This window comes from Undibacterium paludis (assembly GCF_022568815.1).
Lineage (GTDB): Bacteria > Pseudomonadota > Gammaproteobacteria > Burkholderiales > Burkholderiaceae_D > Undibacterium.
Window position 1 is genome coordinate 48,274 of record NZ_JAKZHX010000019.1, and the last position, 26,615, is coordinate 74,888.

Consider the following 26,615-nt stretch of genomic DNA (forward strand, 5'->3'; position numbering starts at 1 on the left):
GAACCCCCTTTAGGGGGCGGCTACACCTGGGTCGCCTTCTTTGGCTTACTTTTCTTGGCGAGACAAGAAAAGTGAGTAGCCGCCGGGCTACCCCCGGCCTGTACTCTCACATCAGCGGATGCAGGTAAAAAAGACTTAACATGCACAATACCGGTAAGGCAATTTTCAGGCCAAAAGTTGGGCTGATGAAGCCTAGCCCAACCTACGGACTGTTGCTGTTGCTGTTGTTGTTGTTGTTGTTGTTGTTGTTGTTGTTGTTGTTGTTGTTGTTGTTGTTGTTGTTGTTGTTTTTGACTTTTGCAGTTCCCATGTGTAGACGCCGGCTGTGTGGTGCAGAAAATGGAAAAAGAAGAGCCGATGTTTGAGGTGTAGCAGGGGTTTCGTGGTGCATGCACCACGCCTGCGTAACGGCAATCGCTTGCAAGCGATTGTGCGCCCTGCAAGGGGAGCGAGTTTTCGGATCTTCCCATTTTTTGTACTGCACAACCGGGAACCCCGCAGGGGCGGCTACGCCTGGGGCGCCTTCTTTGGCTTACTTTTCTTGGCGAGACAAGAAAAGTGAGTAGCTGTCGGGCTACCCCCGGCCGGCAATCTCACAGCAACGAATGCAAGTTAAAAAGACTTAACATGCACAATACCAGCAAGGTAATTTTAAAACCCAGTGTTGGGCTGATAAACCGTTAGCCCAACCTACTATCCCCAAACACGCTCAACGTCATCTCTCATCAATAGTACGGCATACCACAAACACCACCAGGCTCCAGCCTGCGCTGGAGCGACGACAATACGTTTGCCATTAACTTCACCATCCCGCAACCCCCCGCCCCTCTTGCCAAACTGTATCCCCAAAATCCCGCCCGTCTGTATCTGTCAGCCATCCCTGCACCCGGTATACACTGGGCACATGAACATCTCCAATATCCCCTTTGGCGTGACCGACTGGTCGGCCCTGCAAAAGACTGAGCATGCCGGTATCAGCGGCAAGGCTTACTGGCGTACCTGCCAATTTGGCGACCTGCGTGTGCGCATGGTGGAATATACGCCGGGTTATGTGGCGGACCACTGGTGCAGCAAGGGGCATATCCTGCTGTGCCTGGAAGGTGAATTGCATACCGAGCTTGATGATGGCCGTGTGCTGGTGCTCAAGGCGGGCATGAGCTACCAGGTGGCCGATGGCGCCGAGGCGCACCGGTCGTCGGCGCCGCACGGTGCGCGCCTGTTTATTGTCGACTGAGCCTGCCCTCAGACCAGCATCATCCGGCTTGCAGGCAGGCGTGCATTGCCAGCGCTTACCATGTCGACAAGACTGTATGAGATTGTTAAATTGCACAAGAAAACCGTTGCCTCCAATAAATTTCGGCGTATGCTTCAAGCATAGTAAAGCAATGCCTGATACCAGATTGACGAAGCCGCTGCACAACACCGGCCTTTGATACAGCGACTGGTATGGGCGATATTCCCGTTGCCCCCTCCCTGCAACGTCATCAACTGATTCAGGGGCCCAGCCCTCCCCTTTACCTGGCTTTTAGAGAAATTACTGTTACAAGACCACCCATGTGCCTGCCTCAACTTGCAATGGAATTTGCACTGGTGTTTTTTGTAATTGAAAGTCTGTCATGAAATTCTCAAACTTGAAGATCAGCCTGCAGCTTGGCATCGCCTATGGCTTGATTTTGTTTTTGCTGACGGCTGTGGGCAGCTTCGGCATCTACAGCCTGTATCAATCCAATGAAACCATGCAGCAGGCCACAGCCGCCAATGTCAAAAAGACCGAGCTGTTGCAGGACATGGCGGCATCGGTGCATGCCATGTCACGCGCCATGCAGACCATCGCCCTGCTGACTGACGAGACAGCCTTCGGCGCGGAGCAGGCTGCGATCGAAACCGCCCGCAAAAACTATGACACGGCCTATGCCATGTTAAGCACATTGCCACTCGATGACAGGGCTACCGCCTTGCTCGGCGCCATCGGTGCTGACCAGTTTGCCGCTCAGGCCCGCTATGCCCAATTTATTGCCACGTTCAGGACAGATCGCTCCAGGGCCACGGCCCTGCTGTTGAAAACACTCACACCGGCGACTACCCAATGGCAAAATGAGATCAGCCAGCTCCTCCGGCTGCAGGAGGTGAGCCGGCAAAATGAAGAGGCCGTCGCCAGGCAGACTTACCAGACTGCGTTGACGGTATTGGCAGGCCTGGTCATCCTGGCGGTGACTGTCGCCTGTTATATTGCCTGGTCCAGCGCCAGGTCAATCACGACCCCGCTGACCAGGGCAATCCAGCTGGCCAGGAGCATTGCCTCAGGCAACCTGGGCAATGACCTGGCGATCAGCACCGAAACCAGTGCCGGACCAGGGACAAACGCCAGTGGCAGCGCAAAAACCGACAATGAAACAACCCAGTTGCTGCGCTCATTGCAAGACATGAACAACAACCTGGTACAGAGCCTGGTCGACGTGCGTGCCACTGCTACCGCCATGGCGCTGGCGTCGGCCCAGACCGCTGCCGACAACCGCACACTGGCTTCCCGTAACGAAAAACAGGCAGATTCACTGCTGGCCAGCTTCCCGGTTTTAAAAGATTTGACGGCCCTTGTTGCGCGCAATACCGAACATGCGAAACGGGCCCGCTCCGTCATCACCTCTGCTTCATCCGGTGCGCAGCGGAGCAGTTATACATTGATGCAACTGGGCCTGACCGAAGACGCCATTGAGGCATCGTCTGACAAAATCAACGGCTTGCTCGAACAGATTGATGACCTGGTACTCAAGGCCAATATGCTGGCGCTGGATGCATCGGCAGAGGTCATCGAGGGCAGTGAACAAGAGAATGACATGGCCCAGATCGCCACCCGGGTCAACGAGCTGGCGCAAAGTTCTGCCACTGTCGCCACTGATATCAAGGTGTTGCTGGCAGAGTCCGCCAGGATGTTCAATACCGGCCGCAGGCTGATCAGCCAGGCCGGCAACAGCGTAGGCGAAGTGGTACGCAGTGTGCAGGATGCTACCGTACTGATCGAAGAAATCAATGCCTCTGCCAGCCTCCAGGGTGCTGGCCTGGTACAGGTCAGGCAAACCATGGACAATGCGAATGAACTCTTGCAGCACAACGCCCTGGCGCTGGCAGAATCTGCTGAAGCAGCCAAGGCCATGCAAGCCCGGGCGCACAGCATGTCACAACTGATCGCCAGGTTCAAACTGGGCAATACAGCAGGGAGCGTGCACGTGGTCAACACTGACAGCACTGACGGCACTGACAGTCATGGCAGCAGCAGCGGCACACCGGCCACAGGCAACAAACTGGCCGATGCCGGCACCCGGTATCAGGCAGCGCAGTCCCGTCACCCCATTATCGAAATGCCCAAAAGAGCCAGACCCACCTTGAGACTGGCAGCCAGCGGCGGACAAAGACGTTAAGAGGATTTTCAGGAAGCAAGGTTATCAGCAGCAGTAGCGAGCTTGCACAGGCTGAAGGCAGACACTGCCCAGTCTGTGTTTTTTTATCTGCAGTCGATTTACTTCAGTCCTACTTTTCCCTGAACAATTTGGCAAACGGCAAAAACACCTCCTCTGCCGCCAGCAGTTCACGGGCGACTTCATTGATCTTGCGCCGGTTGGAACGCGCATATTCACGCAGGGTTTCAAAAGCGGTATCCCTGTCCACCTGGAACCGGGCAATCAGCAAACCCACCGCCATGCTGGTTTCGCGTCCGCTGGCGAGGGCGTTGGTCAGGTTGATTTCACTGCGCTGCAAACGCCGTATGTCTTCTGCGCGCGCCAGCGCCGCCGCAAAGCCCGGCAGAATCTGGGCAGGCACAAAAGGTTTGGTCAGGTAACCGATGGCGCCGTGGTCCAGCGCCTGCTTGACGACATCGAGCTCGGTATGTGAAGACACGAACATGAAAGGGATGGCCGTATGCTCTTTCAGGTTGCGCCCGACCTCCAGCCCGCTCATGCCCGGCATCTCTACATCGAGCGACACCAGGTCAGGCTGATGATCAATGGACATCTGCAAGGCCTGCGCACCCGACGTCGCCGCCATGACCTGGTAACCAGCCTGCTCCAGCACATGGCTGACCAGTTGCCCGGTCAGCGTATCATCGTCGACGATCAGGATCAGATAATCGGCGGCCTGTTTTTTGGTTTTGTCCAGGTGAGTCATGGTTCATCCTTTATGCGGGTTCTTGCCACAGCGCAGATGTCATGTTGATACATATCAGGATAACGCAGTAAACCAAAAAAAACTTGAGTTTTTGTCCATAAACGATGGATACCGATAAAGATCGCGCGGCAAACAACAGCCTGCGCCAATCCCGCACCTTGCCGGGTGGCATCATCAACGGCAAGCAGCATGCGCCTGAAAGATATGTCACCACGCCCAGTACCTGGCCCTCTATAATGGCGGCTACATCCTGGGCGAAGGTCAGAAGCCGGCATTCATGCCGCCAGCCTGATCGCTACGGCAGCCAGTCCACCTGGCTGCCGGCATCCGACCACACTGTGCCTGAGCATGGAAAGCGGTAAGACAGGCAGGCAACGCCAGACAAGATCATTAACCAGCATCAAAACGTAACACGAAAACAACAATGAATCAAAAATTAAGCATCGACGAATATGACGCCCTGGAACAACTGAGCAAACTGCCACGCAATACCAAACCCGGCGCCTGCATCAGCCGCAACGCCAAGCGCCTGTGCGGCATCAAGCTGATGGCCTGGCGCAAAGACGGCACCCTGGAATTGACCGACGCCGGCCGGCAAACCCTGTTCATCAAACAATGCATAGACGGCCTGCGCGCCATCGCCAATGACCCCAACACCACCCTGCCCGGCCCGGTCGCCACCTTCCTTGGCAAAAAAGCCCATATCGAAATCAGCGCCGACACCGGCAAGCAAGTCATCACCCAGCGCGGCCGCGAATGCCTGGCTGATATTGATGCGCAGATGAAGGTGGGCAGGTAGTCTGCCCGGTCACCGCCAAACTACCGCAGGGTGCGCCGAGCCTCATCAGGCCGGACCTCGTGGGTTGGGCCTCGTAGGTTGGGCTAGGGCTTCATCAGCCCAACACTCGGTCTCAAAATTGCCTTGTACAGTGCTGCGCATATCAAGTTTTTTTACCTGCATACGTTGATTGACGATTACAGGTCGGGGGTAGCCCGACAGCTACTCACTTTTCTTGTCTCGCCAAGAAAAGTAAGCCAAAGAAGGCGACCGAGGCGTCGCTGCCCCCTGCGGGGGTTCCCTTTGCTGCAAGTCAAAAAATGGGAAAGTCCGAAAACTCGCTCCGCTCAAACATCGGCCTTTCTTAATCCATTTTCTGCCTAGCAACAAAGGCATCGACACATCGGAACGGCCAAAGTCAAAAAACAACCCCAAAGTCAACAACAACGTCCATACAACCAGCATTCAAATTTTTGAATAAAGAGCAAATCAGCCGTTACGGGTTTGGGGTTGCCTTTGACTTTGCTGTTGCTTTTGACTTTTGCAGTTCCCATGTGTAGACGCCGTTTGTGCGGTACAGAAAATGGATCAAGAAGAGCCGATGTTTGAGCCGCAGGCGAGTTTTCGGATCTTCCCATTTTTTGTACCGCACAAACGGGGACCCCGCAGGGGCGGCTACGCCTGGGGCGCCTTCTTTGGCTTACTTTTCTTGGCGAGACAAGAAAAGTGAGTAGCCGCCGGGCTACCCCCGGCCTGTACTCTCACATCAACGAATGCAGGTAAAAAAAGATTTAACACGCACAATAATGCTGTACAAGGTGATTTTGAGACCGAGTGTTGGGCTGATGAACCGCTAGCCCAACCTACCAAGCCCTAACCTGGCGAGGCCCGGCCCAATCTACGAGGCTCAATCTAGCCAGGCCCGGCTTTACCGAGCCCTCATTCAGGCATCGCTGCCAGCCTGCCCGACTTCACGTCCGCTCCCATTACAAGCCAAAAATTTTATATCCTCTTCATAAGCAGCACCGGCATCTACCCTGGTAATTTCATCAAGTCGCAGCATCAGCCAGCGGCGGTCGCGGGAAGTCATCGTGCCAAATTCCTGGAGCAGCACGGCACCGGCATCAATGTTCTTGATCTCGCCGATGAACGTCACACCGTCGTCCATATTCTCCGTCAGAATGCTCACGTAACCAAATGCGCTATTCACTGAAACCAGCACATCGACCAGCGTGTCGAGCCGGATGACTGGCGTCATCGGGCGTGTCTGCTTTGCGTCCATCAACTGCTGTATCGATTGACGCTCATTCCCCTGCCAGCGGATGCGGGAAATGTCATCAGTCAACACTACCGCAATACCGTTTGGCAAACCGCTATCGCTGATCAGGCTTAAATAAACGAAATCTTCCGTATAGTCAGTGACAACACCCGTCAGCGACTCATCCGTTTGACGATCACGATACAGGTCAACCAGTTCCTGGGATTGTTTCAGGTATTGCAGAGTTTCAAGTTGGACCGTCATACAGACCTCAAAAAAATGACACAAGACTGACGAGATCGTCGCCAGTGAAATAAACAGACGGAGAATTTTTTCGATTCCAGACCAGGCGTCGAGTTTATCCACCATTTTAAGGGGGTATGATAAAAATAGACGATGCGTAGGGCCGGTGTCAATTGTTCCCTTACTTGAATTAGTCGGACCTCGCCAGACCAGGCTCTTGCCGGTGTCCATCTCATCGCTTGAATTTCACCTGATGCCAGATGAAATCCCAAGGGCGGTTCATTACGCCAGTTTCAATTCATTCCGCCACACAAGCCTGTTTAACCTTGTCCGTACGCAGAAAGCTTGCACCTGACGTGAAGCTGGCACGTGCACCGCAATGTGAGCTGCATCCCTCGCCTGCCGCAGACAACACAATTTGATGGCGCTTGACGGTCAGCTTGATCTGACAATTCTGGATATCTTCGTCACCTTTTCCAGGCAGGTAGGTATACACGTTGCCAACAACGGCAAACTTGCCACTCAGGCTGCATGTATGGCCATTTCCTTGCACCAGGACAGTATCAACTCTGGCCTGAGCATTGCCTGTGCTTTTGACTGTCAGGCAATCTTCCATTGTCGCATGCGTACCATTCATGAATTCGATGTCACGGCTGAACTGGTAATTGCCGTCAACCTTGCTGTCGGTCTTGCTATCAACCGGTGCGTCTTCATTCCATTGCAAAAGAAAAGCAATACGCCCGACATAAGCCTTTTCCAGACAGTGTTTGTCCTTGCAGGCATCACGCGTCATGCGCAACCAGCGTTGCTGGCTGGATTTGAGTACTTCGCTGCTATTGCTGTCTGAACTGCCTGTTTTCATCGCAGCCTTGTAGGCAACGGCGAGTTGCTCATCGAGTGTGGACAAACTGTCTGACTCGCAGATCAGGCGCTCTGCCGGTCTGGCTGGGCGCTTGTTGCAATCAAAACTGGCAGCTTGCGCTGTGTGGCAAAAAAGAGCGAATAAAGCGGTCAGTGTGCAAAGTGCTCGCATAAATGTCGGGTATCGATCAGGTATTTTTTGGATTGTGCAAGACGGGCTATGCGCACCGTACTATCACCGAAGGTATGTATGGAAAAAGCTACTCATCATACTTGATCTTCAGAATTAAGTGCAATTCAACATAGCCACATGCTCCCCTGCTCCCGCTGGTCACCTATTTGGCCGTCATTTTGTCCAACCCAAATAACATGCCAGAGCCTTGCGGCACCACGTTCGCCGGCAGGTGGCCGTCCCACTTCCTGACGGCTTCGAGCTGCGCCTGTGCCTGCAACTGGCGGATGTCGAGATCGATCTTTGCCACGGAGGCGTCTTTTGCCTTGGCAAATTCTTCGGCAGCCAGGCGCAATTGTACTGCTTCCACCACCCGCTGTTGCGCCTTCTGTACGGCCATCTGCGCTTCAAAGGTTTCGTTGATCGATTTCTGGATATTGGCGTCGGAATACGTCATGCCTTCCGAATACCCCAGGTTGTCAATGGATACGCCTTTCTTCTCGAAGGCATCCCTGGTTTCTTTAAACACCTGGGTAAAAATCAGGGCCTTTTCCTTGCGGGCGGTATCGAGGTCACGCGCGCCAAATTCACGCGACAGGGCAGCCTGGACATATCCCCTGATATTGGTGTCGGCAATCACCTCCAGCGGGGTACCAGCGTAGTGATAGAGAAACTTGGCGGCTGAATTCTCTGGTATGGATGCCGTCAGCACCACCCCTATGCTAAAGTCTATGCTCTCTTTTGACTCGACTGAAATCGCCTGGTTATGTGGGCTGGTGCCCGTTTTTTCAGAACGCGTCCATTCGCGGGTGACCGGCTTGCGGTCCACCATGATCAGCTTTGCAGCCGGTACCGTGGCCGCAAAAAAGTTGGCGCCGGCAACGCTGACATAAGGGATGACGACACGCTTGGACGCCACTTTATTTTCGGCCAGATACTCTTCAGACATGAAGGCTTTTTGTGTTTTGCTGTTGCCATCGAGCTGGATCAGAAAAGCCGTTTCATTGGGCTTGATTTCAACAATATCCTGCTTGCCGCAAGCTGCCAGACCGGCGGTAAGACACATGATGGAAATGCTGATCAATTTTTTCACGATAATCTTTCAATTCAGGTATGTTTGCTATTTGCACGAACAAGCCCGTGCAAACATATAAAGCAAAAGCAGAAAGCTAAAACAGGAAACTAAACCAGATAAGCAATTCGTCTTTTTGAGGACTTATCTGGAGCGCCAGACCAGGTAAATGACAACCACAAAAAAAAACGAGATACCCGCCGTTGCCAGCGATGCGACCGACATGACATTCATCGATTCAATAAAACTCAGATTGCTGGCGTCCAACTGCAGCACCGTCGCTGCACCCACTACCGGGGACAGCACAGAACGCGCCAACATGACAAGGCCAAACCAGGCCAGCAGCAGTATGCCAACAAGGAGGTAGCGTTTTTGCTTGTTCATACTTCACTTTCTATCAATGGAACACGAGTGGATTGTCATTGTCTGACCAGGCGCAGTTCTTCTTGCGACCTGGTAAGAAGAGTGTAGTAGCGGGTAGCGAAACATGTCGTAAAGACTTGATGGATACGCGTAAACAGCCTGTAAACAGCAGCGAGGGGAACTGGCGCTTGAGTCTGTTAAAAGAGTGCAGCCATGCGAGGTGATTGGCGTTTTTTAGCGGGATGCCCGTTCATGACAGTCACAAAACGGGCACATCGTCGGCCTGAACAGGCGCAGAGGTCAAGGGCTAACAAGGCCATGTCAAGGCAATATCAGGGCCATCTCAGGACTTGTGCTTACTCGTGCAGGACTTTGTCTGCCCTATCATGCACCGCTGAAAGCCGCGATGACTGCCGTACGCGCGCGACGATAGCGCAGATGACCGCGCACAGCGCAAAAAAAATGAAGCCTGTTGCGCAGACAATGAACAGCATAAAAATACCTGTGCCGCAAACGAATCCACCATTCTTGCTTTGTTCATTCGCCCATACTGAAAATTGCCAGTATTGGTAAGCCCCAAAGACGATGGGCAGCAAGGACATCATGCCAAATATCCTGGACCAGCCGCGCCATGTTTTAAAAAGTGTCGCCATTTTCACCAGAAATTTTGTTCGTTTTGACTGACTGGGATACTCTAACATATGGCGTAGCGACAGGTGCCGCTGCATTACTTTACAAGGCGACGAGCCTCTATATCCTTCTTTCAGCACTTTTATCGGCCTGCGAAAAGGCAAGCTTTTGCAGCAAACAAGACCAGGCCAAGAATACGCAGGACGGAGCTCCCCATAGGGGATGGCACTGAGCAGGGAGCCAACAGAGACACTTATGACACCTTAAATCTCCACCTCAGTTATTATCGATTAGTGCTTTTTATCTTTACTACTTTTGGGATCGTTGCCATAGCTGTCACTATCCCGAATCTTACCATTCCTGCCGTGAATCACCACCTCAACATGGTCCCGTTTTGCTTTGACTACGGCGCGGTCAATTGCTTCTTTCTGTGTATTAGTCTTGACACCAACTCGTGATGCGCCCTCCGTTTTTGTTGCCCAGCCATCACCGTGTGGAACAACGTGCACGTCTTTCTTTGTCATGATTACCTCTCCGTTAAATACTGCAGGAAGTTTGAGCATTTATTAACAGCAAATTCATCATCTATACAATCGTTATACACTTTTTGTCAGGAATCTTGCTGAGTCAACTAGGCTGCCTTTTTCCCTTTAAATGGAAGCTGAAGCTCTTCTATGTCATATGTGAAATCCAAAGGGATCTGGATAGTTGGCTGCGAGGGATCTTTAGCATTGTAAACATCCACATCTGTTTTCAATTGAAAACAGTCGCCAACGATTTGTTGCCTGCGTTGAGAAAATGAGCGCACAAAGTGCTCCCGAGGTGCACGCACGTCATCAATGTCAGCCCATAGTGACTTGGTTTTGTTCCCCTGTTTAGTCCGTGCGGCATGTTTTGCCCGATAGCGTTGACCGTCTTCACCAGTACGGTATTCCTCTCGACAAACTTGTGAAATATCAGTCGCGATCGCATCAATGACAGTCTTGAGGTTTGGTTTATGCAAACCGTTCCGATATGCCCACTCTGCTACAGCGTGGGGATCAAACAGGCCATTATCACCAACTTCATTTTGATAGCGTTCCAGATAAGCTTTTACTTGGTTTGCATAAGCTGACATTAGACCTCCTATTATTCAGAGAACGTCCCCCATCCGTCTGCATCACCGGACAGGAGAACATGTGTACGAACTTTGACTTGATGTTTGCGAAGAAAATCATGTCGGTTTAACCTACGTTGCAACTGCCCTACTACCAGTCCTGGATGAAGATTGAGCCGTTGTGCAAAAGCAAGTACCTTTTGTTCAGAAAAGTATGGCTGAACACGCGCAACAAAATTTTCCAATTGACCTGATGGCACACAAAAATCTGCGCCGGCTGCATTAGCACGCTTCTCGCATTCTGATAGTGCTTCAGTTTCTGCACCTACATCACTATCGATTATATGTTCTCCATTAATTCGACCATCCTCTTGGAGGACATGCTCAATCTCGTGGCGAAGTACAAACCAGAAATTATCGATCCGATCATATCGCAGGGTCATTCCGATAACTGGTTTGTCCTCATTTAACCAAAAACATGCACCGTCAATTCTTGATCCAGATATCGACTCGACAAAAACTAAGCGCACACCCGCCTCCGCCAGAATTCTTGGAACATGTCGAGCTTCCTCTGGTGCAAGAAGAAGTGTCCTGAGTTTTTCAACTGCGTTTACTAGTTTCGGACGTGAATAAGCTGGAATTACTTGTTGAGTTGCCATACTTCGAACTCGGTAAAGCCATGCCAGCTGCAATGGATTGACATCCATAGTTACGTCAGTTTTCTTCGCATAATGGGTAAGAACTGGCTGATCATCCATTCCATTTATGTCGAAGAACTCACAGAAGCGTTGCTCAAGTACCTCTATGCTTTCACTTGCCTGAATCCATCCGCGACGGAACATTTCTCGTACAGGAAATTTTCCATACAACCGAGCTTTCCTTGCTACTTGATTATCGGTAGATTTCACTTTGGACAATTGATACTGACTTTCCAAACTCATCCAATATTCAGCAGAAGTACCGAAAGCATCGGCTAAGCCCCGCGCAGTTTCAGGGGTAACTGCACGCTTTCCGGATATAAGTTCGCTGACGAGTCTTGGTGGCCGCCCCAAGATGTCGGCGAGTTCCTGCTGGCTCCATTCTCGTGCTTCCAACTCTTCACGCAGGAACTCGCCTGGGGGGAATACTTCTGCAGGCACACGTGCATTCATGATTTCTCCAAATCTTTTTTAGTGGTAATCGACTATCTCAATTATTCCAATGAGCTTACATGGGTGACTGCCACGAATCTCAAGGATCAGACGCCACTTTGAATTCAGTCGGATTGACGACTGCCCATCCCGGTCACCTTTTAGTTTTTCAAAATGTAGTGATTTCAAAACGTAAAAGTCGCGCTCATCCCGAAAACCGGCTATCTGTTGCATACGCTTTCGGAAGGCACTGACGACTTCTTGAGAGTGCCCTGCCGTGAACTGGGCGTCAGTGTAGAGCCGCTCCAGATTCTTGTCATCGAATTCAAATTCCATGCCCCACAACTCCATAGTCTATAGCAATTACCAAATAATTGCAAATCCATCTTTACACGTGGTGTAAAGATGGAACAATTATATTATAATTTCATATAAACGTGACAGTCGTAGGTCAAAATGTATGCTTTCGATCAAGAAAGGCTGGAATTAGTGGGCGCCAAGTCTAATTTCCCTGAATAAATCCATGGGTTGCGTCGCAAATTTGGTCAAGCCTCTAGCATTGTCATGACAACAATTATTTGCTCATTAACGCAAATAATTGTACTAAGTGAGTCAGATCCCATCACAAATTCACACCCCGCAATTCAATCAGGTATTGCAATTCTTCCTGCGCATTCTGGAATGCCTCTTGCGGGTCAAGTTTGGGGTATTTCCAGAAATTCATCAGACCCAGGTGTTTGCAGATGGCCCAGTAGGTCCAAGGTTGTTCCAGCCGCAGGTCGTTGATGAGGGCGTCGACTTCCTTGATTTTCTTTTCACGCTCCATGTCCCAGACGGCCTGGCAATCATCGGAAGCAACGCAGAAATTGCTGAGGGCGTTCTTGCCGATGATGCCACCGCCTATGCCGGTGTCGCGGGCGATTTCTGCGTGGTTGTTGTTCATCCAGAGTGCCCATTGATCGAGCCAGTAACTCAGTAGTTCGCGCTTTTGCTGTTCTGGTGTCAGTGCTTTTTTGCTGGTGGTGAAATAGCTTGGACGTGCGTTCATGCTTGCTCCTTGTTGTGTTTTGTCGATTGCTGCCTGTTGATACGTAATGCTGCGAATGCAGTATTGCGTGGCGTCATGCGCCTGATGTTTTTTAAAGACTTCTGCGTCAAGAGGTCTTTACGGAATTCAAATCATTTTTCGGTACGATCCCCAGTCAAAGACGATGGCTTTGCCGCCGCCTTCGCGCAGCCTGTCCATGACACGGCTGCCGAGGTAATCGTCGAGGTCCTGCAAACCCAGGTTGCTGATGAGGATGCTGGGTTTGATCAATTCATAGCGGCTGTTGATGATGTCCGAGAGCAGCATTTTTTCTGTGTCGCTGCCGAACTGCACGCCGATTTCGTCGAGTATCAATAAATCAGGTTCGGTCAATTCCTGTATGACCTGATCTTCAGTTTTTTTGCTGTCGCGATGATAGGTGTCCTTGACCATGCGCACTGCCCGCAGCACTGAACTGAACACGGCCTGCCTGCCCTGCGCCATGACCTGCCGGGCGATACCGCAAGCCAGGTGGGTCTTGCCGGTGCCGACGTTGCCGCAAAATACCAGGCTGCGGCCGGTCTGGCAGGCAGCATCAAAATTGTCGGCAAAGTCGATGCAGATGCGCAGCGCCTTCTCGGCAGCCGGGCTGGGCGGTACATAATTTTGCAGGCTGCGGTCGGCAAAGCGTTGCGGTATGGCGGCGCGGCCCAGGCGTTTTTTCCAGATCGACTCTTGCTGTTCCCTCCGCTGGGCGATGATGGCCTCGCGCAGGTTTTTCTGGTCAGCCAGGGCCAGGCATTGCACGCAGCCTGACCAGTAATCAGGCTTGCCAGACTTGTGCGACTGCAGCGAATAAGCCGTGTATGCGCCATGTTGCGGGCAGTGGCGCTGCTCGCGACTGAGTTGCACACCGCCGACACGCATGAAACCGTCCTGCTCAGAATGAACCATCTTCTGCTATCCCCTGGTGGTAGTCGATCTTGTCAAAATTCTGGTACTTGCCGGCCTTGCCGCCATGGGCTTTTTTGCCGGCAGGCGCCTCCCTTGCTGCTGCGCTCCAGTCTTCCTTGTAGTGCTCATCCGGCCCCAGGAAATTGACCGCGTTCTTGATGAAGCGCTGCTCGGTCTTCATGGTTTCGACATAGGCGACATAGCTGCGTACACCGGCCAGCATGGTCTTGCTGTCCACCCCGTCCTTGATCCTGGCCTGCCAGGCCTTGAGGGCGGCTTTTCTCCCGCCGCCCAGGCGTGAGGGATAGATTTTCCAGGCGGCGTCAAAGTCAGAAATATCGGTATTGACGACGGTGGCAGATTTTTTTGGAGATGCTGATGCGGGTGTCTGTCCATCGATCGCGGCCGGGGTCGGGGCTGGCCCCGGCTCCGGTGGTAGAGGGTTAAGGGAATCAGGAATCAGGTTAAGGGAATCAGCAGGGCTCGTTCCGGAATTTCCGGGGCTTGTACCGGAAAAGCCGGGGCTTTCTCCGCCTTTGTCCGGTGCAGGTATTTTGCTTGCGGTTTCTTTGTGATGCGGGTTCTGGTGCACATGCCATTTGCAGATCTGGATATAGTGCTTGCCATCGACGACATAACGGTCGATAAAGCCGTGTTCAGCCAGAACGTCCAGCAAGACATCGATATCGCAATCGTCATACGGCAAGACCTGGGTCTTGATTTTTTTGATGCGGTCTTCCAGACGGCCATCCCTGTCGGCAAGCGTCCACAGACCGGCAAACAATAACCGCCCGAGCGGCGGTACGTCGGCCAGATCTTCATTGTAAAAAAATCCGGGCTTGATATTTCTTGAACGTGCCACGACTGATTCCTTATTGATTTGAATGATTAAATACTTTTTGTTGCAGAGACCGGCTTGGTGAGCTTGTGCTTTGCAGCCTTCATCGCACCTCGGCAAAGTTCACAGTAGCGATACACAGGTTCATTCTTCGCATTACAGAACTGGCGTATCGAGCGCAGCTGGCCACGTCCGTGGCGGCAGCGCGGGCCTGTGCATAATCTGCGGGCGGTGACGGTGTGGACGGGCGACAGTTTCTGGTTGGCCAGGTGTTGCCAGGCTGTGGTGGCGGGTGACTGGCTCAGCATGCGCACCCCGCTGCGATGGACTGTTTGCCACCGATGTGTTTGCAACAGGCGTACAAAGGCAACAGGCGTGCGCAGGGCGACACCTGACGGGTAATGTCATGGTTCATTGTTGGTTCTCGAATTGTGTTGGTTTAACTGGCTGGCAGAACGTGCTGCATGCGTGTCAATGCGTGTAAAGCGAAGGTGCAGGATGGCAAAGGCATCAGCTGCTTCACCGTATGCGTTGTTGATATGCGCAAAAAAAGGTCTTGCGCCCGATCACTACATGTTTTGTCTGCACGGACACCGCCATGCAAACAGCTTGAGGTTGATCACAATGCGCGGGCTTTACCGGCCCGGCGGTTTCATATAGAACGATGCGCAGTGGAAGACGGGCGGCACCGTGTGTTGTTTACTATGTTCATCCTTGTGCGGGATGCTGTTTTTATAGGTGGCCAGGTTTATTCATCCGCAGCCGGGTCGCAGATTGGGCTGTAACTTGCCCCGACCCGCTCTGCGCCATGCTCGGACAAGACCCTTTAAGCCTTATTCATGTTGCATCAATTGTATACGGATTCGTATTGTTTGCAAAGTTTTTTGTATTGCCCTTGGCAATTTCTATTCAATAACGCATAATGCTTCGTATGGACGCGAAAACTAATATCAAATACCTCATGGACAAGTCGGGCTTGAACCCGACTTCTTTGGCAACGGCGCTGGAAAAGATGTTCCCTGACGAGGTCAGGGTGCCGCAGGCCACCATCTTCAGGATCGTGGAGGGCATCACCAGGGACCCGCGCACGTCTTCACTGGCGCCGATCGCCAAGTTCTTCCAGGTCAGCCTGTCAGACTTGCGCAGCAAAGACCTGCGCACACAGGATAGTGGCATCGTCACGCCTGTACCAGATGAAGGCAAGGGCAGCATGGCCGCCATCAATTACTATGCGGCCAAGGGCTCATGCGGCGGCGGTGCGCACAATGAAGAAGCCGAACCCAAGGGCCAGTTGATCAAGGAATCGGGCTTTTTCAAGAAATACGGCGTCAAGCCAGAGAACCTGGCCGCCATCTACGCCGACGGCAGCTCCATGGCCGACTTTATCGTTGATGGCGACATGGTCATCATCGACAAGACCAAAACCGAACCGCAAAGCGGCAAGATTTTTGCCATCCAGCACCCGGACGGCCTGCGCATCAAGCAACTGCGCCGCGAAATCGACGGCACCTGGGTACTGGAAAGCCGCAACCCCGACAAACGCGCCTATCCAGACGAACGCATCACCCCAGAAAACGTCGGCCTGCTGAAGATCATCGGGCGCTTTGTTTACCGGCAAGGGGGTTAGTCACGTCTGTTGCTTTTGGCCTGTTATTTTTGCTGATGCATGCTGGCAGGCTGGAATGAGTGCAAATTTGCTATCACCCTGACCTCTTTCACGGCATCGGTGGCATACTATGGCGCAATTTCACTGCCATGTTGCTGCCCATGCTGACGACACTCGACACCACCCTCACCACCGCCCGCCTGCGCCTGCGCACCATCACCGAGCATGACCTGGTTGACCTCTACCAGGTGTTTTCTGACGATGAGGTCACCTACTTCCTGCCCTATATCACCTGGACCGACATGCTGGCCGCCAAAAGCTGGTATGCCCGCGTGCTCGACGACGCCGCCGCCCGCAGCGCCCTGCAACTGGTGCTGGAAGAGCAAGCCAGCGGCAAGGTGATCGGCACCATCATCCTGTTCCGCTTTGACGCAGAATGCGCGCGCGCCGAACTCGGTTATGCACTCAACCGCGAATACTGGCACGGCGGCTACATGCGCGAAGCCCTGCAAGCCCTGCTGCCCCACGCCTTCAATGAACTGGGCCTGCACCGCATCGAAGCCGAAGTCGACACCCGCAACGCCCCCTCCGCCAAACTGCTGCGCAGCCTGGGCTTTAATGAAGAAGGCCTGATGCGGCAGCGCTGGAAGATGAAGGGGGAGTATAAGGATACGTGGTTTTTTGGGATGCTGGCGGGTGGTGGTGAGCAGGCCAAGTCTTGAAATGGCTTGCGACAGGTATGTTTATGCTACCGCCGCCGCACGAGATGACAAGTTGCGGTAGAGAATGTTCGCGGCCAAGGCCGTTCCTGCGGGGAGATACAAGGGAATAACCTTATTCGTTATCGCACCTGCTGATCACCAGCACTTCTCAACAAACTTATGCCTTGCCGCAATGAATGCGCTGGCATCAGACTAAAAAACCGCCATACTGAACGCATACGGCAAAAAACAAACGAGAGAATTAAGCTTGAGATCAAACACCATGCGGTCTACAGCAGCAAGCGACAGGGCTACACAGATGACAGGCTTCGCCCTGCTTCTTGCATGCATCACAATGCCAGCTTTCGCACAAGGTGGCATGGGCGGAGCTGTGGGGGGAATTTTATTGCTCGTCCTTGGCGTGATTGGCATTATTGCTTTTTTGATGCTCCTAATCATTTGGAAGATGTTCGGCCCAATAGTTACTTCTATTATTGTGCTCGCCATTGTTATCAAATTCGTCATGTGGACTAATGAAAATGCAAATAGGGACGCTGCGCAACATGCCGAAAATGTCGCTCGTGAGCAAAGCGTTGCACAACGCTGTCTGTCCCAAGGCGAAGAAAAGTTCAATATTGATCTCAAGGGCACAGAAAAAATCAGATTCTCGATATCGGACAAAAACCACGAACAGGGCTCAGCATGGCTGGACCCAAAGTGGCTGCCGACAGATTTTGTTCTCAGTACAAAAGAAGAAGATGAAAAGCGGGATACGGACATTGATGTTATGTTAACCTACGAAGCAGGTACTATCGATATCGAAGTCAAGCACAGCCGTGACGGTAGCACTGTCGCCCACAGGAGAGATGTGCGTGTGGATCGCGACTTCTGTCTTGGCCCCAAGCCAACTGAAGGTATCGTTCACTTCCTTCGCAAAGCGTTGAACAGGCCTGACTTTTATCGTCAGCCTCAGCAAAACTCCATCAGAACCGAAAACCCGTTTCACTACATACCAGTGGTCGCAACGTCAGCCCCGCCAGCTACCGGGCAATTTGAAAAAAAAGCCCTGCCTGAAGGGCATCGCCCCAATAATATTGACTACTCGAAGTTGCTCGCGCAGCTTGCCCAGTTTCCTACGTGCCCGACCAAGGACATTGAAAGCTATAGAACCGTAGCCACCTGCCTTGGCGAGACTGCAGATGAAAACAAAATTACATTAAGTAGCCTGAGTGCTGTGATTACATTGGACAATTCCTGGCTCACCTTATCCCGAGTTATAAAGAAAAATGCCGCGCTTGCCTCTTTATTGGTCGAGCAACGGAACCAACAGGGAAAACCACTTTCAGCCTGGGTAATCAACTTCCCGCTCCAATCAGACTCCCTTGACGGAAATACGGATTTCACGGTCAGCGACATCAGCTTCGAGAAGAAAAAAATGACATTGCATATCAACTGGAAGCGTAACGTCAGTTGGTCAGAAAATTACGACAGACAATTATTTGAATGGCTTGAGCGGCGATCCACCATCAGCGCCGAGTTGCCGGGGGTTCAGTAAAACCGCCGGTCAGTCATAAACTTGTATCAAGCTTGACCATTTTACCTGTCCCTGCTTCGAAAAAACGCTCTTCACAAAGCAAGATTGACGGGAAGACTGCGTTCACTCCATCAATCACAAACAATACGATACCTAATTGTATATTCCCCTTTCCGTCTTATTTAACTTTCCATATAACCAATAATTCCATACGAAACCATACCTTTTAATGCATTTTCGTATTGACATGCATTATACAGAAGCGTATAGTTACACACATGGTCAGACAAACAAAGGAAAGCGACAAATGAGCACGCAAACTTATTTTGGATTACCCAAGAGCTACTACGCCCAACCTGCTGCTGCCTCGGCTGCGGTACTCATCAACGGGCAAAACCTGATTGACGCGTTTTCTGAATGCAGCATGGAACAATGCGACAAACTGGCCAGCCTGCTTGACCAGGGCAGATATGAAAACTTTGGCCGCATGATGGCCAAGGTGCTGCAAGACTGGCAGCAATAAACCCGACAAACTCCTGCGCCGCGTGCGCCATCCACACTTGATACGCTGGTGAACCCGGTCGCGAACGGGGGCACACGAGCCGGGGTCAGCGCCCGGCACATCGACGCGCTGGCCTTGCCCTGCAAATCTGTTGCAGATGCCCGCCGCCTGCCTTACCTGTGCCGCAAGCGTTTGCTCACCAGCAAACCAGGGGGCAAGGCGGCCGGACAGCAAGGCCAGCGCCGGCGCTGTGACAGTAATTGGTAGCAAGGCTTCATCTATGCTGCATCACCCTGCGGGCATGGCCCCACTAATAACAACGAGTACAGACACCATTGCCCGGTCCCGCCAGGCAAGGGCTGCGCTCGGCCCTTATTGATAGACATCATTATTGAGGAGCATCATGAAAGCAACGTTCAAAGACTGGATCATCACCGCCCTGGCCTATGTCGCCATCTGCGCCCTCTTTTATGCATTCAAGCAGGAAGAGGTTAACGACCCGGCCAGACTGGCAAGACATGCCCATGCCAGCAAGGGACACGACAAAAGCACGCACGCCAGCGGCGCAGCCCCGGCAGCATCCGTGGCTGTGGTGATGAACACGGCAACGAGTACGACCGCAAGCACGGCAGCAACCACAACGTCGACTGCCAGCATCAGCCCTTTTGGCGGCGACGTAGAACGCGCTCATCTGCGTCAACTGACGCAGGAAGCAACACAGATGACAGGCATGACAGCGAGCCTGCCATGAAGCACAGCCGCCAACTACGCGCCGTCGGCAATGCCTTGTTTGATGCAGCCAGCAACCAGTGCAAGGCCATCGCCTATGGCTGGCAGGCCGAGCCGCGGTATGACGCCGATGGCCGTGTCATCAATGAAGAAGCCTTGCAGGCATCGGCAGAAGCCATCGCCAATGCCCGCCTGTGGGCCATGGCGCCGGATTTGCTGGACAAGGCCGTCAGTCTGGCCGCCAGGCTGCCGCAAGACCCGGACTGGTTTGCCGCCAGCGAAGCAATGGCCCTGCGCCAGATCATCGAGAAAGTGAGCAACACATGTCATGCATGAACACCAGCCTGCGCACCCGCATCAGCATTTTCTTTGCCGTGTACCGCATGGCCAGACGACTGGGGCTGCCGCGCCTGGCCGCCGTCAAAAGAGCCATGCAGTATTGAGTCGAAGCAGTACAAAACAAGCATAAAGCAGGCACAACAACCGTAAAACCGCCGCAAGTTTGCGCCCGCGCGCAATTGCCCCTACTATTAGTGCATATCAGCAAGGTGACACCATGGCATCAGTGAACAAAGTTATCCTCATCGGCAACCTCGGGCGTGACCCGGAGATACGCTACACCCCCAGGGGTGAGGCCGTCAGCAACATCGCCATCGCCACCACCGAAAACTGGAAAGACCGTACCAGTGGCGAGCGCAAGGAACGGACAGAATGGCATCGCGTCAGCTTCTTTGGCAAACTGGCTGAAGTCGTCGCCATGCACCTGAAAAAAGGCGCCTCCATCTATGTCGAAGGCAGCCTGCGCTCACGCATCTATAAAGATCGCGATGGCACAGAAAAAACCGTGGTCGAAGTACGTGCCGACAGCATGCAAATGCTGAGCTGCCGCCCTGCCCAGCCAGGTCATACAGCGCAAGCTGCACCAGCCACACAAGCCAGCCACCAGCAAACCCAAGATGCAGTCAAGATCGACGCCAGCCTGGGGCCAGCCCATGCCGCCTACGCCCTGGCGCAGAGCCTGTCGCACAAGGCAGCAGAAGACCGGGCCGAAGACAAACCGGCAGCAGATGACAACAGTCATCACTTGTACAGCGGTATCGACATGCCCGACGACATTCCCTTCTAAAGCCTTTTAAAGCCTGACAGCGCAGCCCCAAGCCCCCATGCGCTGACACCCTCCCCTGACAACAACATCACAGCCTGGCGCCGCCAGGCAGGGGCTGTTTTTGCCTGCTTTTTACAGGCTGGCAAGCGCGGCCCGCATCCGCATCAAGTACCAATGCACAGACAAGCCAACTGACAGATAAACAAACACAGGAGCACAGATGAAAATCGATATCGCCCAGCGTTATGCCCAGGTTGCCCAACTACTCAGTGACAAATTTCTCTTCACCGAAGAGATACAGCACGCACTGCATACCTCCAACAACTACACACGCAAACTGCTGACCGACCTCTGCTATTCCGGCCACCTGGTGCAGGAGCGCGTGCGCGTAGCGCAAGGCCGCTTCCGCTCGCGCTTTCGCTGGCAGGCAGGCAAAGCCATCCCGACCAGCTTCACCCGCCAGAACATGGTCCCCAAAAAACAGACCATACGCCGTACCGACCCGCTGATGATCGCCCTGTATGGCGAAGCGTGAGTAGCCATCAGCGACCCAGGATAACAAACCAGGACTTGCGCAAAACCACTCCAAAGTTTGCGCTTGCCGTACTTTCCAATTCGTCCTACCCGCGCAGGCGGGTATCCATGCCTGATCAGCCGCGTCCGTCTTACTGTCTGGCCGGTTGTTCAACGATGGATTCCCGCTCAAAGCACGCGGGAATGACGGTTTTGCGTGCATCGCGCTCATCAAGATGCATGCATGGCCGACGCAAAAGCCATCTAGGGCAATTTCACGTAAGTCCAACAACTAACAAACAAACTCAATAGGAAAACATCATGCACAACCACACCGCCCCCAACAGCAACATCGACCAGGACAGCAACCACAACCCCGACCAGCAAACCTATGCCAGCGCCGCCCTGGAGACTGGCATCAGCCCCCTACGCGCATCCTGCCAGCTGCAACCCTGGAGCCGCACCATCCACCTGCGTCTGGCACGCCGTCACAAGGGCAAACTGCACACCGCCAACCGTGTCACCTTCAGCGAAACACCCGAAGGCCAGGCCGGCAACCCCGCGCTGGCAATGCAATACGAAGACGCCCAGCAACTACTCGACGAACTCTGGGCCTGCGGCCTGCGCCCCAGCGAAATCCTGGCCCAGCAAGTCACCAGCAGCACCAACCACACCGCCGTACTCGCCGCCACCGAGCGCCATTTAAAAGACATGCGCGACATGGCCTTCTGCCTGCTCGGCGGCAGCAATTGCAACAGGCTTTAGCCTGAATCAAAAACCAACAAGGAACAACCATGGAAAGAAGTAAAAGCATCCTCGGCCGCGATGGCTTGTATTGTCGCATCCCTTATTTTGATGAATTCGATGACAGCGGCAATCAGCCCTATGGCGACAGCATGGCTGACGAGCTGAAACTGTCAGCGCAGCTCGGTCCGAACATTCCCGTCTTGCAAGAAAACAGCAACATAAGCAGGAGTGGTAATAATGAGGACTACTACAGACAACCACCTTTCGCCGATATAAGTAACTGGCTCTACCCGATAGACGCCGATGTCAGATTGTCGGTGAGGAATGGCAACTTCTCTGCACCAATGGCAAATGCAGGCAGCTTTACTCTTGAAAACCTGCAAGCCAGTGCACCGTTAAGGGATGTGCTATCGCGTTCAGTGCCGGGCAGTACTGAAACAAACAATGAATTTTCTGTGGCACAAGATTTAAAAAAACGAAATACCGGACTACTCAACAGATTTGATTTTACGACACCACAGGAAAATCGTCCCGACAGCATTAACCCAGATGAGCATCAAGATCGTAATTCAGCATATACCTCAGACATCGCGAATAAAGGGCCAAGTTATTATGAAGAAGATTTAGCACGTGCGATACGTTTAGCGAACACAGAACGATATACTGACGGACCGTTTCCCCCCGTCCTTAGTCGTGCTGCCTATCCAACAAGCATTCCGACACTTAATGACCAGAACAAAGATTCGAATAGAGACGTGACCACGATCAGAAGTAAACCGATACGCTTTCCATCTGATAGTGCGTACAAAACCCCTGTTTCGTTCAGTGACGCACTTTTTGATTGGAAACGTAAGAATTCTCTGACAACAGATGCCATACCAGCATTAAATTCTGAAGAACGACCAACTGCAAATCAGACTCACAGTAAAACTCAAATCCCCCCTGATTTGGCAACATCTCTGCCATCTGGACGTAGTCGGACGCAGGGAATTCTTATGCAGAAATTTCCAAAGTCCTGGGAGTGGGCGATGAGCCAGATAGGACCGGATTTATCGCGTGGCGAGGTCGTTGATGCAATGGCGAAACTGTACGGCATCAGAGGTGCACGAGGTGTATCCTATACAAATGAAGAAGCAAAAATTGCCCGACAAAGAGGTGAAGTGGTCATTGCTGGTGGAAACGGCGGGTTTTATTACCAGTCAAACCCTAGGCCCGAAATTTACGATAAAGTAGTACAACGCTGGAATGCGGGCAGACTGGATAATCAAGCACTTATCTCTGAATACACTGGCTTAAATCGCATCACAAACGAAGATATACAAAGCAACGTGATGATCGGCATGCCGGGTGGTTGGGGGATGGGTAATAACGTGCCTGTTTTCAGACCTACTACTGTACCAGCTCGGAAAGACTTCTCATTCAATGGGCTTAATAAACTTGATGAAATGAACACGACGAAAAGTACAGGAACAAGCGTCGGGGATCTGAGCGGAATGACAGGAGATACTATCGAGAACCTAATCAAAAACATCCCTCGAAATGCAAATATGAGAAAATTAATACCTGCTCCAGGAGGGAGTCAGGTCGGCCTTGAATACAAGTGGATTGATGAGAACGGAAAAGTCAACAGATTTCGAGTGCATGACCCAGACCCCAATGCCGGAGCAGGCACAAATGCATCAGAAGGATGGACCGGGCGCTGGCAATCACAAGGCAAGTATTATGATCCTATTACGAATGACTTCAGGCATTCAAATGTTCACAAAGAAGCTAGTCCCTTTTATGATCCGACAGCGGCAAATAACACTCACGTCCCTATTCAGGCCCCTTCTGAATGGCTGATAAACTTAATGAAACCAAAACAGGGCGGACAATGAACGACTTGATGAACAGAATCAGTAACCCTGCCTGCAAAGAGCGCGATTTACTCATCGATGAGTTAAACGACCTTATTGTCTACGGGCAGGTGAATCCGACAGATCTGGAATCTATCGTGAAGCAATTAATGAATCAACTCAGACATGAAGCTGATCCAGCTGTCAATGAGAGTATATTTCATCTGCTTGCGACAGTATTCGACAATGGGGATTTTCAACACCTGATTGCTGATGAAACTGCTAAACTTTTAAACCAGCTTCCTGCCGCATGTCTGGTATATGCAATACCAATCATTGCATACTCACATCGATCAGACAAACCAGACTTATTGCAGCCGTTCATCCATGACAAAGATGACGATGTGAGGATGATGATAGCAGAGATATTGAAACACTCGAACAAGTAAACAAACACCTTGAACATCGTCTTGCCAATGCCAATGTCAATGTCAAAAGCGATAGAAGTGACGCATTTATCCAGAAGGTATATGCAAACACTTCTTTAACGGCATATCCTTTTTATCCCTGACGATTCCCTCGGCGCCTGACACACCGCCAACCGCATCACTTTCAGCGAAACACCCGAAGGCCAGGCCGGCAACCCCGCCCTGGCAATGCAATACGAAGACGCTCAGCAACTGCTCGACGAACTCTGGGCCTGCGGCCTGCGCCCCAGCGAAATCCTGACCCAGCAAGTCACCAGCAGCACCAACCACACCGCCGTACTCGCCGCCACCGAGCGCCATCTCAAAGACATGCGCGACATGGCCTTCTGCCTGCTCGGCGGCAGCAATTGCAACAGGCTTTAGTTTTAGCCTCATTCAACATCAACGAAAGAACAAACATGGAAAGAAGTAAAAGCATCCTCGGCCGCGATGGCTTGTATTATCGCATCCCTTATTTTGATGATTTCGATGACAGCGGCAATCAGCCCTACGGTAGCAGCATGGCTGACGAGCTGAAACTGTCAGCGCAGCTCGGTCCGAACATCCCTCTCTTGCAGGCAGATACTGCCATGAGCAGAGGTGGCAGTGATGAGAGCCGTTACAGGCAGTCGCCTTTCGCCGACATCGATAATCGTTTTTCTCCGGCAGATAGGGACATCAGGCTGCTAGTCAGAGATGGCAGCTCCGCCCCTGAAAATCTGCAAGCCAGTGCATCAATGCTGGGTTTGCGGTCACCTACCATGCCTGACAGCGATGAAGGTAGAGATGAAAGACCAATCAGGCCATTGGGCAATCATTTTGAAAACGATCCTTACTACACGTCTGCGTCAGATGCCTATGGGAATGCCATATCTGCGATAGAAAAAACAAAGCCGGTTACTCGCACTTTTCCGGCAAAGTCATCCAGATATGGTTCAATTCCCTTGCAAGACAGTAGTACCAGGCTGGCTGATTACGCCACACAATCATATCAGCGTGCCGCGGGCTGCCCGACCATAGACGAATGCAAACGTCTCAACGACCAGTTTCGCACACATGCGGACACATTCAATAGTGGATATGCCGCGCTCAAGGACAGCGATCAAAAAGAAGCTGCTAACGAGTATTTGCGTATGGCAACGATTGCCACGCGCGCAGCAGATTTGGCAGGATCGAGGGCGAAGTTTTTAGCACGCCCGCCAAAAAGTGTCGTACCTGGCACACTTGATCCCGATGTCTATCAAGGATCCAGCTATGTTGGTCCAAACAACTACCCTGTTCTGGACGGGTATGAACAATACAGGGATGGTGTTAGCGGCGCAGGGGTTGCTTACATTTCACCCGCTGCAATCAGCCCATGGAGCAGCCCCTTGATACGGGATGATCCGGGAACGAAAGATTATCTTGCAGATGTAGACTACCGCACTTTGCGTTTTCTCTTTACCGGCGGCGCCCAGCTTGCAACTGATGGCATATTAGGTGCTGCATTCAGTTCACTGCCTAAAACCGGATCTTATACAATCAGAGGTCCAAGGACAGCAGGTGAAAAATATTTCTCTACGGCTGAAAAATTGCCGCATGACTGGGTGACCAGGTTAGATGAAATTCGCGTATTGCCAAATCAAGAGAATGCGGAAAGCATGGCGGATAGCGCAGCGCGATATGCAGCAAAAGAACCTAAATATAAAGCCAAAGAAGGAATGGCAGGAGTCCACATCGATAAAGAAGGCAAAGTAACCATAAATTATAGCGACAAGCCACATGGAACATTAAATTTACCGCCTGAAGAACATCCATTCGTGCGTTATCTCGTCGAGCAAAACAATGCAAATCCTGAGACCAGGGGATTTGGTGGGAGGTGTGCAGAACCAAAGATTTATTCAAATCTCTTGAATAATGGTGTACAGCCTGGAGGCTACATGGGGGCAGCACAAATCCACCGGCCATTAGGTCGCATCAGAGCCGCTTGCCCAAATTGTGGCTCACTCAACAGATATTTCGGAGTAGGTTACAGGGATGGGGAATTGGGAGTAGTCCCTCCAAGAAAATCTCAGGATCCATTGAGGCTGATCAGAAGCATTTGTCCCAATTGTGGATCGTCTGATGGGAACTCCGGTATAACTGACAGAGACCAGTAACTGTAGAAATTTCAGTCAAGAGAAATAAAAATTTTCTTTTCGCCATGATTGCTTTTGGTGCTCATCTATTTCGGATGTCGATATGCAAGCATTCCGACGTCCGGAAAAACTTATACAATATAGACAGCCAATTCAAAAATCTGAGCAATAGCAGT

The 26,615-nt window shown here is 52.1% G+C and carries 33 protein-coding genes; 17 read left to right on the top strand and 16 right to left on the bottom strand.

Translation table 11 applies throughout. The features are described from left to right. Positions 1-20: 20 nt before the first annotated feature. Complete coding sequence (locus LZ463_RS25595; protein ID WP_241459150.1) at positions 21-470, bottom strand: hypothetical protein; 450 nt, start codon at positions 468-470, stop codon at positions 21-23. A gap of 434 nt (positions 471-904) precedes the next feature. On the opposite strand from LZ463_RS25595, the gene LZ463_RS25600 reads away from it, so the two are divergent. Together LZ463_RS25600 and LZ463_RS25605 are read left to right on the top strand one after the other, a co-directional pair. Then, a complete protein-coding gene (locus LZ463_RS25600; protein WP_241459151.1) occupies positions 905-1,234 on the top strand; it encodes a DHCW motif cupin fold protein in 330 nt (109 codons plus the stop codon). A gap of 382 nt (positions 1,235-1,616) precedes the next feature. Further along, positions 1,617-3,416, top strand: a complete 1,800-nt coding sequence (locus LZ463_RS25605; protein ID WP_241459152.1) for an MCP four helix bundle domain-containing protein — start codon at positions 1,617-1,619, stop codon at positions 3,414-3,416. A gap of 109 nt (positions 3,417-3,525) precedes the next feature. Here the strand turns inward: LZ463_RS25605 and LZ463_RS25610 are convergent, their stop codons facing one another. Further along, entirely contained in the window at positions 3,526-4,161 is a 636-nt protein-coding gene (locus tag LZ463_RS25610; protein WP_241459153.1) for an ANTAR domain-containing response regulator, read from the bottom strand. A 104-nt stretch (positions 4,162-4,265) separates the two neighbouring features. On the opposite strand from LZ463_RS25610, the gene LZ463_RS25615 reads away from it, so the two are divergent. Both LZ463_RS25615 and LZ463_RS25620 read left to right on the top strand, forming a co-directional pair. After that, positions 4,266-4,523 (top strand): hypothetical protein, encoded by a 258-nt coding sequence (locus tag LZ463_RS25615; protein WP_241459154.1) that lies wholly within the window; start codon positions 4,266-4,268, stop codon positions 4,521-4,523. A gap of 62 nt (positions 4,524-4,585) precedes the next feature. Further along, complete coding sequence (locus LZ463_RS25620; RefSeq protein ID WP_241459155.1) at positions 4,586-4,960, top strand: hypothetical protein; 375 nt, start codon at positions 4,586-4,588, stop codon at positions 4,958-4,960. Between the two features lie 922 nt (positions 4,961-5,882). Here LZ463_RS25620 and LZ463_RS25625 read toward each other — a convergent pair. The 13 genes from LZ463_RS25625 to LZ463_RS25685 form a co-directional block, all read right to left on the bottom strand. Continuing rightward, positions 5,883-6,461: a hypothetical protein gene (locus LZ463_RS25625; RefSeq protein ID WP_241459156.1), complete on the bottom strand. Its 579-nt coding sequence runs from the start codon at positions 6,459-6,461 to the stop codon at positions 5,883-5,885. A gap of 277 nt (positions 6,462-6,738) precedes the next feature. Then, entirely contained in the window at positions 6,739-7,473 is a 735-nt protein-coding gene (locus LZ463_RS25630; RefSeq protein WP_241459157.1) for a lysozyme inhibitor LprI family protein, read from the bottom strand. A gap of 163 nt (positions 7,474-7,636) precedes the next feature. Next, on the bottom strand, positions 7,637-8,566 hold the full coding sequence (locus tag LZ463_RS25635) for an SPFH domain-containing protein (RefSeq protein WP_241459158.1): 930 nt from the start codon (positions 8,564-8,566) through the stop codon (positions 7,637-7,639). Between the two features lie 123 nt (positions 8,567-8,689). Further along, positions 8,690-8,929, bottom strand: coding sequence for a hypothetical protein (locus LZ463_RS25640; RefSeq protein WP_241459159.1), 240 nt, complete (start codon positions 8,927-8,929; stop codon positions 8,690-8,692). A gap of 335 nt (positions 8,930-9,264) precedes the next feature. Next, positions 9,265-9,636, bottom strand: coding sequence for a hypothetical protein (locus tag LZ463_RS25645; protein ID WP_241459160.1), 372 nt, complete (start codon positions 9,634-9,636; stop codon positions 9,265-9,267). Between the two features lie 192 nt (positions 9,637-9,828). Beyond that, the gene (locus tag LZ463_RS25650; RefSeq protein WP_241459161.1) at positions 9,829-10,062 is read right to left on the bottom strand and encodes a DUF2188 domain-containing protein; all 234 of its coding nucleotides are present in this window, start codon (positions 10,060-10,062) and stop codon (positions 9,829-9,831) included. Between the two features lie 107 nt (positions 10,063-10,169). Then, the gene (locus tag LZ463_RS25655) at positions 10,170-10,655 is read right to left on the bottom strand and encodes a hypothetical protein (protein WP_241459162.1); all 486 of its coding nucleotides are present in this window, start codon (positions 10,653-10,655) and stop codon (positions 10,170-10,172) included. An 11-nt stretch (positions 10,656-10,666) separates the two neighbouring features. Then, positions 10,667-11,785 carry a HigA family addiction module antitoxin gene (locus LZ463_RS25660; protein ID WP_241459163.1) on the bottom strand — a complete coding sequence of 373 codons (1,119 nt, stop codon included), beginning with the start codon at positions 11,783-11,785 and terminating at the stop codon, positions 10,667-10,669. A gap of 18 nt (positions 11,786-11,803) precedes the next feature. Beyond that, positions 11,804-12,100: a type II toxin-antitoxin system RelE/ParE family toxin gene (locus tag LZ463_RS25665; protein ID WP_241459164.1), complete on the bottom strand. Its 297-nt coding sequence runs from the start codon at positions 12,098-12,100 to the stop codon at positions 11,804-11,806. 286 nt (positions 12,101-12,386) lie between these two features. Then, positions 12,387-12,812: a hypothetical protein gene (locus LZ463_RS25670; RefSeq protein ID WP_241459165.1), complete on the bottom strand. Its 426-nt coding sequence runs from the start codon at positions 12,810-12,812 to the stop codon at positions 12,387-12,389. Between the two features lie 126 nt (positions 12,813-12,938). After that, positions 12,939-13,745, bottom strand: coding sequence for an ATP-binding protein (locus tag LZ463_RS25675; protein WP_241459166.1), 807 nt, complete (start codon positions 13,743-13,745; stop codon positions 12,939-12,941). Continuing rightward, entirely contained in the window at positions 13,732-14,607 is an 876-nt protein-coding gene (locus LZ463_RS25680) for a hypothetical protein (protein WP_241459167.1), read from the bottom strand. Before LZ463_RS25680 ends, LZ463_RS25675 begins: the two co-directional genes overlap by 14 nt. Positions 14,608-14,633: 26 nt before the next feature. Beyond that, positions 14,634-14,891, bottom strand: coding sequence for a hypothetical protein (locus LZ463_RS25685; protein WP_241459168.1), 258 nt, complete (start codon positions 14,889-14,891; stop codon positions 14,634-14,636). Between the two features lie 623 nt (positions 14,892-15,514). Between LZ463_RS25685 and LZ463_RS25690 the strand changes: the two genes are divergently transcribed. The 12 genes from LZ463_RS25690 to LZ463_RS25745 all read left to right on the top strand — a co-directional run bounded on the left by LZ463_RS25690 (position 15,515) and on the right by LZ463_RS25745 (position 24,304). Beyond that, entirely contained in the window at positions 15,515-16,210 is a 696-nt protein-coding gene (locus LZ463_RS25690) for a LexA family transcriptional regulator (RefSeq protein ID WP_241459169.1), read from the top strand. Positions 16,211-16,269: 59 nt separating this feature from the next. Beyond that, on the top strand, positions 16,270-16,911 hold the full coding sequence (locus tag LZ463_RS25695; RefSeq protein ID WP_241459170.1) for a GNAT family N-acetyltransferase: 642 nt from the start codon (positions 16,270-16,272) through the stop codon (positions 16,909-16,911). Between the two features lie 298 nt (positions 16,912-17,209). Continuing rightward, on the top strand, positions 17,210-18,445 hold the full coding sequence (locus LZ463_RS25700) for a hypothetical protein (protein WP_241459171.1): 1,236 nt from the start codon (positions 17,210-17,212) through the stop codon (positions 18,443-18,445). A gap of 286 nt (positions 18,446-18,731) precedes the next feature. Continuing rightward, positions 18,732-18,947, top strand: coding sequence for a hypothetical protein (locus LZ463_RS25705; protein ID WP_241459172.1), 216 nt, complete (start codon positions 18,732-18,734; stop codon positions 18,945-18,947). 48 nt (positions 18,948-18,995) lie between these two features. Further along, positions 18,996-19,193, top strand: a complete 198-nt coding sequence (locus LZ463_RS25710; protein WP_241459173.1) for a hypothetical protein — start codon at positions 18,996-18,998, stop codon at positions 19,191-19,193. A gap of 136 nt (positions 19,194-19,329) precedes the next feature. Further along, positions 19,330-19,677: a hypothetical protein gene (locus tag LZ463_RS25715; RefSeq protein ID WP_241459174.1), complete on the top strand. Its 348-nt coding sequence runs from the start codon at positions 19,330-19,332 to the stop codon at positions 19,675-19,677. Then, positions 19,674-19,991, top strand: a complete 318-nt coding sequence (locus tag LZ463_RS25720; RefSeq protein WP_241459175.1) for a hypothetical protein — start codon at positions 19,674-19,676, stop codon at positions 19,989-19,991. Before LZ463_RS25715 ends, LZ463_RS25720 begins: the two co-directional genes overlap by 4 nt. 220 nt (positions 19,992-20,211) lie before the next feature. Then, a complete protein-coding gene (gene ssb / locus LZ463_RS25725) occupies positions 20,212-20,781 on the top strand; it encodes a single-stranded DNA-binding protein (protein WP_241459176.1) in 570 nt (189 codons plus the stop codon). A gap of 199 nt (positions 20,782-20,980) precedes the next feature. Next, on the top strand, positions 20,981-21,295 hold the full coding sequence (locus LZ463_RS25730) for a hypothetical protein (RefSeq protein WP_241459177.1): 315 nt from the start codon (positions 20,981-20,983) through the stop codon (positions 21,293-21,295). 299 nt (positions 21,296-21,594) lie between these two features. Then, positions 21,595-22,038 carry a hypothetical protein gene (locus LZ463_RS25735; RefSeq protein ID WP_241459178.1) on the top strand — a complete coding sequence of 148 codons (444 nt, stop codon included), beginning with the start codon at positions 21,595-21,597 and terminating at the stop codon, positions 22,036-22,038. Between the two features lie 29 nt (positions 22,039-22,067). Next, complete coding sequence (locus LZ463_RS25740) at positions 22,068-23,897, top strand: polymorphic toxin type 30 domain-containing protein (RefSeq protein WP_241459179.1); 1,830 nt, start codon at positions 22,068-22,070, stop codon at positions 23,895-23,897. Beyond that, positions 23,855-24,304 (top strand): hypothetical protein, encoded by a 450-nt coding sequence (locus LZ463_RS25745; protein ID WP_241459180.1) that lies wholly within the window; start codon positions 23,855-23,857, stop codon positions 24,302-24,304. Before LZ463_RS25740 ends, LZ463_RS25745 begins: the two co-directional genes overlap by 43 nt. Before the next feature lie 66 nt (positions 24,305-24,370). Here LZ463_RS25745 and LZ463_RS25750 read toward each other — a convergent pair whose 3' ends face one another. Continuing rightward, positions 24,371-24,718 (bottom strand): hypothetical protein, encoded by a 348-nt coding sequence (locus LZ463_RS25750; protein WP_241459181.1) that lies wholly within the window; start codon positions 24,716-24,718, stop codon positions 24,371-24,373. Positions 24,719-24,741: 23 nt separating this feature from the next. On the opposite strand from LZ463_RS25750, the gene LZ463_RS25755 reads away from it, so the two are divergent. Further along, entirely contained in the window at positions 24,742-26,460 is a 1,719-nt protein-coding gene (locus LZ463_RS25755; protein ID WP_241459182.1) for a hypothetical protein, read from the top strand. Positions 26,461-26,615 lie beyond the last annotated feature (155 nt).

Excerpts from the sequence above, each read along its gene's own strand:
- LZ463_RS25595 (WP_241459150.1), bottom strand. The coding sequence starts at position 470 with ATGGGAAGATCCGAAAACTCGCTCCCCTTGCAGGGCGCACAATCGCTT.
- LZ463_RS25600 (WP_241459151.1), top strand. The coding sequence starts at position 905 with ATGAACATCTCCAATATCCCCTTTGGCGTGACCGACTGGTCGGCCCTG.
- LZ463_RS25605 (WP_241459152.1), top strand. The coding sequence starts at position 1,617 with ATGAAATTCTCAAACTTGAAGATCAGCCTGCAGCTTGGCATCGCCTAT.
- LZ463_RS25610 (WP_241459153.1), bottom strand. The coding sequence starts at position 4,161 with ATGACTCACCTGGACAAAACCAAAAAACAGGCCGCCGATTATCTGATC.
- LZ463_RS25615 (WP_241459154.1), top strand. The coding sequence starts at position 4,266 with ATGGATACCGATAAAGATCGCGCGGCAAACAACAGCCTGCGCCAATCC.
- LZ463_RS25620 (WP_241459155.1), top strand. The coding sequence starts at position 4,586 with ATGAATCAAAAATTAAGCATCGACGAATATGACGCCCTGGAACAACTG.
- LZ463_RS25625 (WP_241459156.1), bottom strand. The coding sequence starts at position 6,461 with ATGACGGTCCAACTTGAAACTCTGCAATACCTGAAACAATCCCAGGAA.
- LZ463_RS25630 (WP_241459157.1), bottom strand. The coding sequence starts at position 7,473 with ATGCGAGCACTTTGCACACTGACCGCTTTATTCGCTCTTTTTTGCCAC.
- LZ463_RS25640 (WP_241459159.1), bottom strand. The coding sequence starts at position 8,929 with ATGAACAAGCAAAAACGCTACCTCCTTGTTGGCATACTGCTGCTGGCC.
- LZ463_RS25645 (WP_241459160.1), bottom strand. The coding sequence starts at position 9,636 with ATGCAGCGGCACCTGTCGCTACGCCATATGTTAGAGTATCCCAGTCAG.
- LZ463_RS25650 (WP_241459161.1), bottom strand. The coding sequence starts at position 10,062 with ATGACAAAGAAAGACGTGCACGTTGTTCCACACGGTGATGGCTGGGCA.
- LZ463_RS25655 (WP_241459162.1), bottom strand. The coding sequence starts at position 10,655 with ATGTCAGCTTATGCAAACCAAGTAAAAGCTTATCTGGAACGCTATCAA.
- LZ463_RS25660 (WP_241459163.1), bottom strand. The coding sequence starts at position 11,785 with ATGAATGCACGTGTGCCTGCAGAAGTATTCCCCCCAGGCGAGTTCCTG.
- LZ463_RS25665 (WP_241459164.1), bottom strand. The coding sequence starts at position 12,100 with ATGGAATTTGAATTCGATGACAAGAATCTGGAGCGGCTCTACACTGAC.
- LZ463_RS25670 (WP_241459165.1), bottom strand. The coding sequence starts at position 12,812 with ATGAACGCACGTCCAAGCTATTTCACCACCAGCAAAAAAGCACTGACA.
- LZ463_RS25675 (WP_241459166.1), bottom strand. The coding sequence starts at position 13,745 with ATGGTTCATTCTGAGCAGGACGGTTTCATGCGTGTCGGCGGTGTGCAA.
- LZ463_RS25685 (WP_241459168.1), bottom strand. The coding sequence starts at position 14,891 with ATGCTGAGCCAGTCACCCGCCACCACAGCCTGGCAACACCTGGCCAAC.
- LZ463_RS25690 (WP_241459169.1), top strand. The coding sequence starts at position 15,515 with ATGGACGCGAAAACTAATATCAAATACCTCATGGACAAGTCGGGCTTG.
- LZ463_RS25700 (WP_241459171.1), top strand. The coding sequence starts at position 17,210 with ATGACAGGCTTCGCCCTGCTTCTTGCATGCATCACAATGCCAGCTTTC.
- LZ463_RS25705 (WP_241459172.1), top strand. The coding sequence starts at position 18,732 with ATGAGCACGCAAACTTATTTTGGATTACCCAAGAGCTACTACGCCCAA.
- LZ463_RS25715 (WP_241459174.1), top strand. The coding sequence starts at position 19,330 with ATGAAAGCAACGTTCAAAGACTGGATCATCACCGCCCTGGCCTATGTC.
- LZ463_RS25720 (WP_241459175.1), top strand. The coding sequence starts at position 19,674 with ATGAAGCACAGCCGCCAACTACGCGCCGTCGGCAATGCCTTGTTTGAT.
- ssb (WP_241459176.1), top strand. The coding sequence starts at position 20,212 with ATGGCATCAGTGAACAAAGTTATCCTCATCGGCAACCTCGGGCGTGAC.
- LZ463_RS25730 (WP_241459177.1), top strand. The coding sequence starts at position 20,981 with ATGAAAATCGATATCGCCCAGCGTTATGCCCAGGTTGCCCAACTACTC.
- LZ463_RS25735 (WP_241459178.1), top strand. The coding sequence starts at position 21,595 with ATGCACAACCACACCGCCCCCAACAGCAACATCGACCAGGACAGCAAC.
- LZ463_RS25740 (WP_241459179.1), top strand. The coding sequence starts at position 22,068 with ATGGAAAGAAGTAAAAGCATCCTCGGCCGCGATGGCTTGTATTGTCGC.
- LZ463_RS25745 (WP_241459180.1), top strand. The coding sequence starts at position 23,855 with ATGGCTGATAAACTTAATGAAACCAAAACAGGGCGGACAATGAACGAC.
- LZ463_RS25750 (WP_241459181.1), bottom strand. The coding sequence starts at position 24,718 with ATGAGGCTAAAACTAAAGCCTGTTGCAATTGCTGCCGCCGAGCAGGCA.
- LZ463_RS25755 (WP_241459182.1), top strand. The coding sequence starts at position 24,742 with ATGGAAAGAAGTAAAAGCATCCTCGGCCGCGATGGCTTGTATTATCGC.